Source organism: Sphingobacterium phlebotomi, from assembly GCF_008180195.1.
GTDB classification, from domain to species: domain Bacteria; phylum Bacteroidota; class Bacteroidia; order Sphingobacteriales; family Sphingobacteriaceae; genus Sphingobacterium; species Sphingobacterium phlebotomi.
On the sequence record NZ_VTAV01000002.1, the window covers coordinates 400,385 to 413,218 of the forward strand.

Here is a 12,834-nt window from a genome sequence, read left to right on the forward strand (position 1 = left end):
CGGATAGATGCAGGATAAACTCGTTATAGGGATGGACTTCGGGACAGATTCTGTCAGAGGACTGTTGGTTAACCTTATTCAAAACACGGTTATTGCAAAAGCAGTATCTTACTACAAGCGCTGGGAGCAAGGTTTGTATTGTGACCCTGCAAAAGACCAATACCGTCAACATCCCTTGGATTATATAGAGGCTATTGACGAAGTTTTTGCAGCGCTTTTGGCAAATCTTACCGAGGATGATCGTAAACGCATTGTCGCCATCGGTACCAATACCACAGGTTCCACACCGGTCGCCGTAGATAAAAGCGGTAAACCCTTGTCCTTACTGGAAGAATTTCGAGATAATCCACACGCGATGTTTATCCTGTGGAAAGACCATACTGCGGTGAGGGAAGCGGAGGAAATCAATGCTTTGGCAAAGAAATGGCCGGTTGACTTTACGGCATACAGTGGAGGAATCTATTCTTCCGAATGGTTTTGGTCAAAAATATTGTACACCAATCGTCATGATAAACAGGTGCTTGAAGGTGCGTACAGCTGGATGGAACAGTCTGATTGGATTCCAGCCTATTTAGCGGGGACGGACAGCTTGGAGGATGTTAAGCGAAACCGTTGCGCCGCAGGTCACAAAGCCATGTGGGCAGAAGAACATGGTGGGCTTCCGTCTGCTGAATTTCTTTGCTCTTTAGATCCTACTTTTTATCATCTGGTGAACAAAATGTATCGGGAGACGTTTACCTCTGACGAGGTGTTAGGGAGCATTTCTCCGTATTTTGTGAACAAGTTTGGATTTTCCGAGGATACCTTAATTGCGGTAGGAGGAATTGATGCACACCATGGTGCGGTGGGTGCCGGAATTAAACCTGCCACGTTTGTTAAGGTAATCGGTACTTCTACATGCGATATGTATACCTTGCCCAAACAAGCAGATATTCCTCTAATACAGGGAATCTGCGGTCAAGTGGACGGTTCCATCGTACCCGGTACGGTAGGTTTTGAAGCAGGACAGTCTGCTTTTGGGGATATATACCAGTGGTTCAAAAAGTTACTATTGGAACCAACAGTATCCGTTTTGGCGGATGCGTTATCAAGAGAACAAAAGAATCTTTTGAACGAGAAACTGTTGATTTACCTTTCGCAGGCTGCGGAACAATTACGGTTAACCGAAGACGATCTGCTATTTACGGATTATCATAATGGACGACGTACCCCTGACGCGGACTTTACGGTGCTTGCTTCCGCCCATGGGTTTAGCATGTCCACAACCGCGGCCCATATCTTCAAAGCATTAGTCGAAGCTACTGCTTTCGGTTCTAAAGCGATTATGGATCGTTTCAAGGAAAGTAAAGCGCCCATTCAACGGGTTTTGGCTACGGGAGGAGTAGCAACTAAATCCCCATTCGTCATGCAGATACTGGCCGACGTATTGGATACGCCGATAGATGTAGTTGACAATGATCAAACATGTGCGTTGGGCGCTGTTATTTTTGCTGCGGTAGCAGCAGGGATCTATCCGGATGTCGTTGAGGCACAGCAACAACTCGCTGCAGATGTGGCATGTACCTTTTCACCTAAACAAGAACGGGTGATGATCTACGAACAACGATATCGGAAATATCAAGTCTTAACCAAAACCAATCTTTTCGTATCATGACAAACCTACCCATCATAGATTTAGCTGTCATAGCAGTTTATTTGCTGGCAATGGTGCTGGTAGGGGTCTATTTTTCGAGAAAGAATACGACTTCTGAGGCCTATACAAAGGCTGCGGGAAAGATTCCAGCCTGGGCTATTGGCATTTCGCTATATGCAACATTTCTGAGTTCTAATACTTTCCTCGGCGTGCCTGGAAAAGCTTATGGATCTAATTGGAATGCTTTTGTTTTTAGTCTATCTATGCCGATGGCGGCTTTCATAGCAGCAAAATATTTTGTGCCGTTTTATCGCAAACATACACAAGTTTCAGCCTATACGAATTTAGAGAATAGGTTTGGCACATGGGCGAGGAGCTACGCTGTTATATGCTTTCTGCTAACCCAAGTGGCGAGAATGGGCTCTATATTTTTCGGCATATCGCTTACCCTTCAAGCCTTGACAGGGCTGGATATGTCCTTGATTATGCTGGTGACGGGCGTGTGTATTATCATCTATACGATTCTGGGTGGATTGGAAGCGGTGATATGGACAGAGGTATTTCAAGGGGTATTATTGACAATAGGAGCACTGATTGTGATCGGCACCTTGGTATATGGTATTCCGGGTGGTGTAACTACGATTGTGGATATTGGCCTACGGGACGACAAGTTTAGCTTAGGATCATTCTCGCTGACCGATTTTTCCTCTTCTACATTTTGGGTGATTTTGCTATATGGTTTTTTTATGAACCTTACGAATTTCGGGATGGATCAAAACTATGTGCAACGCTATCATGCTGCACCAAATGCTAAAGAAGCAGCTAAGTCTGTGTGGTTATGTACTTGGCTTTATCTACCGATTTCTTTGTTGTTTTTCATTATCGGAACGTGTTTATATGCATATTATGACGTTAATCCGGAATTGTTAACAACGGTTAAAGAGCAGGCAGCGATGGAGAGAATGGGGGTAACAGCCGGGGATCTCGCCAACGTGGTGAAGACATTGACGCCGGCAGATTATGGAGATAAAGTATTGCCTCATTATATGGTAAACAACATTCCTGTGGGAATTTTAGGACTAATTGTCTCGGCTATTTTAGCTGCGGCCATGAGTACTATTAGTTCGGGGATGAACGCTTCAGCCACCGTTTTTACGGAGGATATCTATAAACGTTATATAAATCCGAATATTTCGGACAAAGGTAACCTGCGTCTGCTGTTGATCGGTACCGGTGTATTTGGTGTGATAGGGATGTCTGCCGGAATTGCTATGATCGGTGTGCGGAGCATATTGGATGTATGGTGGACCCTGTCAGGAATCTTTGCTGGGGGGATGCTCGGGTTATTTCTGCTCGGGATTACCAATAAAAAGGTAGGCAATAGCGATGCGATGCTAGCAACAGGAGTAGGAATAGCTGTAATTCTATGGATGACATTCTCTTACTTACTCCCGGAGGAGTATGCCTTTCTCAGATATATGCTTCATGCAAACATGATTATCGTGGTTGGCACGATGGCAATCCTCTTGGTGGGGAATGTCAGCCAGCGGTTAAGGCGTAAAGCGTAATGAATGAAAGTAAAAAAACAGATTAATATTTTAAGAATGAATAACAGCAAAAAATTTGTACCGGTGATGTTGATGCCGTTTAAAGAAGATTTATCTATTGATTATGATGCATTGGGTCAGTTAATTGATTTTTATTTGGAGAGTGGAGCAGGAGGCCTGTTTGCCAACTGTCTGTCCAGCGAAATGTACCAACTATCGGTAGCAGAAATGGTGGATTCCGTGGGTTATATTGTGCAGCGTGTCAATGGACGTGTTCCTATCGTGGCAACGGGTTCTTTCGGCGAAACCATAGTGGAACAGGCAGAAAATGTGAAGAAAATATATGAAACAGGTGTTTCTGCGATTATTTTAATATCTGGTCTATTGGCGAAAGAGGAAGATTCGGAAGAGGTGTTTAGAAAAAATGTCTACGAATTACTAAATTTAACAGGAGATATTCCGGTCGGGTTTTACGAATGCCCCGTACCTTACAAGCGTATTATATCGCCTGAATTGTTAGGGGAATTGGTCAACACAGGACGTGTTAAATATCATAAAGATACCTGTTTGGATATCGTCAATGTACGTCAGAAAATCGCCAATACCCAAACGGAACCCGCTTTTGGACTATACGATGCCTATATGGTACATGCTGTGGAATCGCTAAAAGCTGGATCTGCAGGCTTATCCTGTATTCAAGGGAACTATTTCCCCGAGCTTGTGGTATGGCTATGCGACAACTACGCGAATACGGAAAGACAAGCTGAGGTAGCCAAAGTACAAGAATTTTTCGCAACGAATATGGATGTTATGCATGACACCTATCCGGCTAGCGCAAAATATATCCTGGGACAACGGGGGCTGGATATAGGATTGTCTTGTAGAAACGGAAGTGTACTGCCGGATAGTGCTATACGCACGCAGCTTGATCAGCTATTGGTAAGTTATGAATCGTTAGCCCAAGAAATCAATATTCTCCGGATGACATAAATAGTTTTATTGTACAATTATAAACACAATATGATGAGAACACTGAATTTATCACTGCTATTGTTGCTGTGTACCGTAACGTATTCGATGGCACAAAAATTTGCACATGTACCTGGCACGGTTGTCTGTTATCAGCCGGCCAGTACACAGAAATACATCGGCTCACCAAGCTTAGCTATATTGCCGAATGGTGATTATGTAGCCTCCCATGATTTTTTTGGTCCACAGAGTTCCGAATGGCAACAGGCTGTAACGACGATCTATCGATCGGGCAATAAGGGAAAGTCCTGGAAAAAAATAAGTACGGTAAACGGTGCCTTTTGGAGTTCGCTGTTTGTGCACAAAGGAGATTTATATCTTTTAGGCCCTGACCGACATCACGGTACCGTATTAATCCGTAAGTCCACCAATGGAGGTAAGACTTGGACCCAACCAACCAATAAACAAAATGGCGTTATCCTAACCGGGGAATTTCATGGGGCGCCTATGCCGGTTGTCGAACATAATGGTCGGTTGTGGCGGCCCATGGAAACAGCTCACGGGCCGGAGTTGGTATGGGGCAAGCGCTATGGTGCTATGGTTATGTCTGCTCCTGTGGATGCAGATTTGATGGATGCTAAATCATGGCAGACGAGTAGCGTCTTATTATATGACTCGACTTACCTGAATGGCAATTTTACAGGCTGGCTGGAAGGTAATTTTGTCGTCGGAAAAGATGGACAGCTGTGGAACATCCTCCGTGTGGACGACAAGACGACACATGACGAAAAAGCAGCGATGGTCAACATTTCCAACGATGGAAAAAAATTGTCTTTCGACCCTAAAACAGGCTTTATTCCGTTTGATGGAGGGAGTAAGAAATTCGTCATCAAATATGATCCGGAATCGGATTACTATTACACGTTGGTCAATCCCATTCCAGAAAAATTTCGCGAACAACATCCCAAGAGAAACCCGTCGAGTTTCCGGAATGTACTTACCCTGCGGAAATCTAAAGATCTAATACATTGGGAAGATGTGCAAGTAATTTTAGAACACGAAGATGTGCTAAAACATGGGTTTCAATATGTCGATTGGTTATTTGACGGAAATGACATGATTGTTCTCTGCAGAACAGCCTATAACGACGGCAACGACGATGCGAAGAACAACCACGACGCAAATTTTTTAACCTTTCACCGAATGGAAGATTTTCGGTCGCTGGGGAAATAATTTATAAAAGCTATACCAAGACTCTCTAAGAGTCAAAATTTTTAAGGCTACCAATTTTTTTAGAGACGCTCTATTTTAGTAGGTCGGTCAAAACTTGATGTTTTATTTTTATAAATCTAAAAACTATGAGAATTTTATTAATCATCTTATGGAGTATTGCTGCACAGTTTACGTACGGGCAGCTGGCGACTTGGAATTTAGGTGGTCCCTCTCCAACCAACGGCCGAGAAGCATCTGTAACACCCACCTTCGTCAAAGAAGGTATGACGGTGAGTGATCTTAGCAAAGGTCCATTAGTTAAAAGTAGACAGGGAAATGCCAGAGGTTTTAGCGGACATTTGGCTAAAGATATCAGAACGTTTGATGAGGCTTTCGAGAATAACGCTTATTTCGAGTTTACCATAGGCGTTGAAAAAGGGCATGTATTATCCATTTCCCGTCTAAAAGCGAAATTAAGAATTCAGGAATTCTCCGCTAAAAATTTCCAATGGACATATAGCTTGGATGGAACCAATTTCAAAAACCTGCATGATACGGCTATTCAAATGAGCAATTTGAGTAACTCCGGGAGTAATCAGCCCTCTTTAGACCTTAGTCAAATTAAAGATTTGCAAAATGTCAAAGCAAAATCTAAAATTACCTTTAGACTCTATGTTTGGGGCAATGACAATAGTCAGGACAAGGGAAAAATATCGGTTGGTTTTGGGAAATCTGATGCAAAAAACAACAGTCCTGTCCTTAAACTGGAAGGTTCCATCACTAAATCATAACCGATGATGTGGAATAAATATAGCATACTAACCTGCTTGTTTACGTTGTTAGTCCTCTTTGGCTATGGGCAGCGAAGGCAATACAGCGGGGTGGTTGTCGATTCGACGACCAACGAAGTGCTCGAGGGAGTCGTCATACAAAACATGAATACGCCAAGTATAGTAGCCAAGACAAATGACAGAGGAGAATTTACCATCATGTCCTATGTGCGGGACGTTATTTCATTTTCTTTCGTAGGATATACCAAACAGAACTATATCGCGACCAATTTGCCCCGAAAGATCTATCTTAATCAGGAAACTAGGGACATCGATGAGGTCGTTGTCATTGGGTACGGTACGGTAAATAAGAAAGATTTTACCGGATCTTTATCTGAGGTTAATGTAGAAGATATCAATAAAGCACCGGTTCCAAACATTGCACAGGCGCTAGCCGGAAGGGTAGCCGGATTACAGGTGAATGCGCTGTCTGGTCAGCCGGGAGAAGAATCAGATATTATTATACGCGGAGGAAACTCCATAACGCAGGATAATTCACCACTTTATGTTGTAGACGGTTTTCCTATCGAAGGCTTCAGTCTTTCCTCTATAAATCCCGAAGAGATTGCGGAACTACAGGTGCTTAAAGATGCTTCCGCTACATCAATCTATGGAAGTAGGGGAGCCAATGGAGTCGTCATTATCGAGACAAAAAAAGGACAAGAAGGTGTTCCGCAGATTTCATATAACTTGGATTTTGGTATGCAACGAGCGACCAAATTCATGGATATGATGGACGCATATGAGTTCGTCAAATATCAAACGGAATTCAATCCCGATAATGAAGAGATGTATCTGACACGACAGGATAGAACGCTAGAGGATTATAAAAATGTGCAAACGCATGATTGGCAGGATATGTTGTTTCGAAATGCGCTTATGCATAACCATAATCTAGCAGTTAGAGGTGGAAGCAGAGGTACGAAATATGCATTCTCTGGTAATGTGACTAACCAAGATGGTGTCGTTATCAATTCCGGATTTAGCCGTTATCAAGGTCGTGCAAGGATTGATCAGGAATTAAGCAATAAGTTGCGCGTCAATTTAAATGTGAGCTATTCAAAAGACCAAAATTACGGACAGCTTAATAATCAACAAGCCTCTGGTAATAACTCTTATGCGACCTACATTATGTATCGAACCTGGGGGTATCGGCCTGTATCGACGACAGGAAATTTAGAAGAATTACTTTTTGATGATGATGAAGATGGAGGAGAAACACTGTTGGTCATGAACCCAATAATTTCTACCCGAAATGAATTTCGAGAACAGAATAGAACGTTCTTTACCAGTAATTTAGGTTTAGATTACGATTTGCCCTGGAACTTGCAGTTGAATATGCGTGGAGGTTATCGGTGGCGACAAAATAGAGACGAAGCCTTCAACAATTCTAAAACGTATCGCGGATTCCCACATGCCAATAACGCTGACGGTGTAAACGGTAGTTTTTCGGAAAACAGCTATACCGATTGGATGAACGAAAACACATTAACTTACAAAAACAAATGGGATAATAAACATACGTTTGATGCCCTTGTCGGATTGACGGTGCAGGGACAAAATACAGATAGGTATGGCTATACATCGGTACATATACCGAATGAAGAGCTGGGCATACGGGCGTTAGAATATGGGAATATCAAATCTCCTATTTCGACGGCATCTAAGAATGCATTGTTATCTTATCTAGGAAGGGTTAACTACAATTATAGAGGCAAATATTATTTAACAGGTAGCTTTAGGATTGATGGATCGTCAAAATTCGCTCCACAGCATAGATGGGGGTATTTTCCGGCTGTTGCGGCATCCTGGCGATTGGGACGAGAGCAATTTATGAAGAATATTTCTTTTGTAAGTGACTCCAAATTAAGGGTAAGTTGGGGAGTGACGGGCAATAATAGGGTGAATGACTTTGCACCATATAGTACCGTTACCCTTGATGATCGCTATGGGATAGGTTCAGGAGGGGCTATTCCGGAACATGCTCTTGTGTTGAACCGATTTGGGAATAAAGAACTTAAATGGGAATCGACCTATCAGTTTGATATTGGTTACGAACTTTCTCTGTTTAAGAACCGGTTGAATTTTGTGTTCGATTATTACAACAAGGATACGAAAGATCTGCTATTGAATGCGAATGTTCCTTATGCTGTCGGATTCCAACGGATTTACAAGAATATTGGCTCCATCCAAAACAGAGGTTTTGAAATAGAGGTGAATTCAGTAAATGTCTCTAAGAAAAACTTCACATGGAATTCGTCATTTAATATATCGTTCAATAGAAATAAGATTATGGCACTTACGGACGATGAAAGGACCATGTTTACCAATGTTCCATTTACAGCAAGCTGGAATTCTGCCAATCTATATATCGCACAGGTAAATAAACCGGTGTCGTCATTTTATGGATTGGTATGGGACGGTGTCTATCAGACATCTGATTTTGACCAGTTATCGAACGGTTCGTATATACTTAAAGATGAGGTTGCCTCGCTTTATGAGGATAGAACACGGGTACAACCGGGCGATATTAAGTATAGAGACGTGAATGGAGATATGCTCATTGATGAAAAAGATAAAGTTGTTATTGGCCGTACATTACCGAAGCACTATGGTGGCTTCAATAATAATTTTACCTATAAAAACTTTAACCTGAACGTGTTCTTCCAATGGAATTACGGGAACAACGTCATGAATGCCAACAGACTCATGTTTGAGGGCAACATGTCGAATAGAGCTGGGTTGAATCAATTTGCTTCTTATACGGATCGGTGGACGATTGACAATCCTTCTAATGAATATTTTAGGGTTCGAGGGGGAGGGCCTGTTGGTTATTATTCTACACGAGAGTTAGAGGATGGTTCCTATATTCGTTTAAAAACAGTACAATTGGCGTATCGTCTTCCAAAGCACTGGATTCCCCGTGTATCTAGCGTGGATCTCAGTGTAGCAGCACAGAATCTGTATACATGGTCAAACTATTCTGGTCTCGATCCGGAGATATCAACCAGAAATTCTATTCTTACGCCTGGGTTTGATTATTCGGCGTATGCACAAAATTTTACGATTTCTTTCGGAGCTAAGGTTGTATTTTAAAATTGTATACTATGTTAAAAAAGATAAAATATATCGGTCTAAGTGTATTTTTAATGTCAACGACCTCCTGTAGCAAACTATTGGATTTGGAGCCGTCAGGATATGAGATGCTTGCGGAAGGTTATTATACGACAGAGTCGGAACTTAATTATGCGCTCAATGGTGTGTACGCCAACTTAGCTGACAGCTATTTATATGGAAATAATATGCTGGGCAGGATGGGACTGGAAGCGGATGAAGCCTACGAGGATTATAGCTCGGATGAAAACTCCGTGGGAGATTATAATACGGAAGCAACAGACACCAAGATCCTAAATTATTGGCGGGCATGTTATACCGGCATCAACAGGGCGAATACATTGTTGGCTAATATTGATAACGACGAAATTGCAATTGATCAAGTAAAACGTAACGATATAAAGGGCCAAACCCTATTCCTAAGAGGCTACTATTATTTTATGCTCGTTACCCGGTTTCAAGGGGTTCCATTAATATTAAAACCTATACAAAGCGCGCGTGCAGAAGCGTTACAACAAGAACGCGCTACGGGCAGGGAGGTGTACGCACAAATTGTCCGCGATATGGAGCAAGCAGCGGATTTAGTGCGACCTGCAGCGGAGGTAAGTACAGGAGGACGGGTTTCCAAGTCAGCGGTATGGGGGATGCTTGCGCGAGTCAATCTTTACTTGGCAGGTTACCCCTACAATGAGCGGGAGCGATATCAGGACGCGATGGTGTATGCCGGTCGGGTGATCAATGAAGATTTTCATGCTTTAAACTCTTCATACGAACAGATTTTCATCAATTATGCACAGGATAAATATGATATCCGGGAAAGTATTTTTGAAGTAGAATTCCATAGTGATGGTACTGCCGTTTATCCAACAGCCGGTATGGTGGGTAGAAATAATGGCATTCGAAATCCAGTCATAGATGATGTTATCGGCCTCTCTATAGGCGTATTGCGCTCTACGGACTATCTGCATGGATTGTATGTGTCCAGCGACTTAAGGCAGGAGTGGAACGTAGCTCCCTTCTATTATGTAAATACCAATGGTGTGGCTACTATTACCTACTGGGTTCCCACGGATTCAAAATATCAAAGGTTCTGCGGAAAATTTAGAAGGGAGTATGAAACGGTAACGCCCAAATTACAATCCCAAACACCTCAAAACTTTCCTTTATTGCGGTACTCCGATGTGCTATTGATGTATGCAGAAGCATATAACGAATACTTCAACGGTGCGGATGACAACGCCGTGGAATACCTCAATATGGTGAGAAGACGAGGACTTGGCTTGGATCCAACAATTGCAAGTCCTGCTACCGACTTCACCGATAGAAGCTACGAAGCTTTCCAGCGGGAAGTAAGGGATGAAAGACCTCGGGAGTTGTGTTTTGAAATGCTGCGAAAGAATGATATCGTTCGATGGGGGGTGTTTTATGACAATATGCTCACCAGAGAGGCGGAGACACCGCAAACATTTACTTCGTCCTATTACGTCCGGGCGAGGAGGTATTTTAGAAGTGTCGAACGTAAGGATCAGTGGTGGCCTATTCCGGCATATGAATTAGGCGTTAATAAAAAATTAGTTCAAAATCAAGGATGGTAACTATGAAAAGGTATTTGATAATCATAAGCGTAGCATTGATAATGGCATCGTGTCAGGATCTTTATGAAGTCGAGGCACCGGTCTTTGACGTCCGGACTGATCAGCAGGTGTATAGGGTGGGCGATATGATACGATTCCAAATCGAGGGAGACCCCGACATGATCAATTTTTATTCAGGCACGATGGGTAATGATTACGCTTATCACGATCAAGAACGTGTTTACGATCTCACACCGACATTAAGTTTTAGATCAGCGAAGTATGCCGGAAATAATGAGGACTGTGCGGAATTGCTTTACACGACTGAGTTTAACGGGAACTATGATTATGAGAATGTAAAGGTAACAAACTGGATTAATATTTCTGACCGTTTCAATATTCCCCCTATTGTGGGCACTTCGGCCACATTCTCAGCATCCGGTACAGTTGATGTCTCCGACTTATTTGAAGATGGAAAGCCGGTGTATTTTGCTTGGTACTGCAAGACGAATGAAGCTTCACAAAGGACGCAATTCCAAGTGTCCGACTTCAATATAACCGGCGTATCGACTGTAGATCCGGAAATATCAGGCGTGCTGTATTCACAAGCACAGTTGGGTTTTGACTGGTCTCTAAATCCTGAAGCTAGTGAGGATCCTACTCTCCCGAATATCAATACTTCCCGGATTTTATGGACGGGTACATTCAACAATTTATCTGGTCCTCACAAAGAGGGATATGCTGTCAGTGCAGCGGTGACTGTTCCCGAACAGATGAACTTGGGTTTTGATGCACATACCGTTATCAAGAGCATACAGAATGTGAATATGACGGAATACTTCTACGCTTTTGATAAAGCAGGTGAATATGAGGTGGCGTTTGTGGCATACAATGTCAATTTCAAAGGACGGGAAGAGATTGTTAGGAAAATAAAGCTAACCATTGAAGAATAAAAAACGACAGCTATGAAACATGTTATGAAGTACTTCTTATTGTTGTGTTTTTGCGGCATAATCATTTCGTGTAATGAAAAGGCGGAGGATATTAAGCCCGTAGACGACGATGGATCGGAGCATATAGAACGGGAACCGCTAGACTTCCAGGCGGAAATAGAACAAGGTGCTACCTTTAAAGTAGGGGATACCGTAGTATTCATCTTAGCCGGAAATGCGCATATGGTTAGTTTTTATGCTGGAACATTTGGGAATGCCTATGATTACCATGATCAGGATCGTTTCTATGATGTTATGCCGATGCTTAGCTTTGAGTCGGCAAAATCTGCAGGGAATAATCCCGATTGTGCAACACTGTATTATTCGGATGAATTTGATGGGAACTATACATATGAAAATGTAAAATCGGTCAACTGGAAGCCTATTACGGATCGATTTGAATTAAGCCCTCTACCTGAAGAAGCCGGATTGATAAATACCTTCTCGGGAGAAGTTAATATCAGCGATACTTTTTCCTCAGACACACCAATTTATTTTGCATGGCATTGTACGACCGATGCGGCCTCACAGCGGACACAATTTCGTGTTCAGAATTTCACTTTAAGAGGTGTTGTGGAAGACAATCCTAGTTTGTCTTCTACGTTGTACACACAAGTGGCAACAGGCTTTCAATGGCTGCTGAATGATGCAGCAGCTAGTCAGGGGAGTAATTTACCGAGTGTCAGTTCAACGCAGCTTTTATGGAATGGTATTTTTAATAATTTATCTGGTACCTACAAGGAGGGGTATGCTGTCAGCGTTCCTTTGGAATTGCCTCAATTTAATGCCGGAAAGGATAAACCTACGGTTCTATTACCCATGAATGATAACACCTGGTCGAACCATACATTCGTTTATGATAAACCTGGAGAATATGAGGTTGTCTTCATAGGCGCTTATCTTGACGCTGGGGATCAACCAGAAATTATCAAAAAGCTAACTGTTAAAATTGAAGAATAACAA

At 42.5% G+C, this 12,834-nt stretch carries 9 protein-coding genes; all 9 read left to right on the plus strand.

All coding sequences use genetic code 11. The features are described 5' to 3' along the window. Positions 1–7: 7 nt before the first annotated feature. The 9 genes from FXV77_RS05835 (at position 8) to FXV77_RS05875 (ending at position 12,831) form a co-directional block, all read left to right on the plus strand. Positions 8–1,654, plus strand: a complete 1,647-nt coding sequence (locus FXV77_RS05835) for a ribulokinase (RefSeq protein WP_148918263.1) — start codon at positions 8–10, stop codon at positions 1,652–1,654. Then, entirely contained in the window at positions 1,651–3,201 is a 1,551-nt protein-coding gene (locus FXV77_RS05840) for a sodium:solute symporter (protein WP_148918264.1), read from the plus strand. Before FXV77_RS05835 ends, FXV77_RS05840 begins: the two co-directional genes overlap by 4 nt. Before the next feature lie 36 nt (positions 3,202–3,237). Further along, on the plus strand, positions 3,238–4,170 hold the full coding sequence (locus FXV77_RS05845; protein WP_148918265.1) for a dihydrodipicolinate synthase family protein: 933 nt from the start codon (positions 3,238–3,240) through the stop codon (positions 4,168–4,170). Positions 4,171–4,200: 30 nt separating this feature from the next. Beyond that, positions 4,201–5,382 carry a sialidase family protein gene (locus tag FXV77_RS05850; RefSeq protein ID WP_246162287.1) on the plus strand — a complete coding sequence of 394 codons (1,182 nt, stop codon included), beginning with the start codon at positions 4,201–4,203 and terminating at the stop codon, positions 5,380–5,382. 125 nt (positions 5,383–5,507) lie between these two features. Then, a complete protein-coding gene (locus FXV77_RS05855; RefSeq protein ID WP_148918266.1) occupies positions 5,508–6,152 on the plus strand; it encodes a hypothetical protein in 645 nt (214 codons plus the stop codon). Positions 6,153–6,155: 3 nt separating this feature from the next. Next, positions 6,156–9,287 (plus strand): SusC/RagA family TonB-linked outer membrane protein, encoded by a 3,132-nt coding sequence (locus FXV77_RS05860; RefSeq protein WP_148918267.1) that lies wholly within the window; start codon positions 6,156–6,158, stop codon positions 9,285–9,287. Positions 9,288–9,298: 11 nt separating this feature from the next. Then, positions 9,299–10,900 carry a RagB/SusD family nutrient uptake outer membrane protein gene (locus FXV77_RS05865; RefSeq protein WP_148918268.1) on the plus strand — a complete coding sequence of 534 codons (1,602 nt, stop codon included), beginning with the start codon at positions 9,299–9,301 and terminating at the stop codon, positions 10,898–10,900. Positions 10,901–10,902: 2 nt separating this feature from the next. After that, the gene (locus FXV77_RS05870) at positions 10,903–11,832 is read left to right on the plus strand and encodes a DUF5017 domain-containing protein (protein WP_187444023.1); all 930 of its coding nucleotides are present in this window, start codon (positions 10,903–10,905) and stop codon (positions 11,830–11,832) included. Positions 11,833–11,844: 12 nt separating this feature from the next. After that, positions 11,845–12,831 carry a DUF5017 domain-containing protein gene (locus FXV77_RS05875; RefSeq protein ID WP_148918270.1) on the plus strand — a complete coding sequence of 329 codons (987 nt, stop codon included), beginning with the start codon at positions 11,845–11,847 and terminating at the stop codon, positions 12,829–12,831. Positions 12,832–12,834 lie beyond the last annotated feature (3 nt).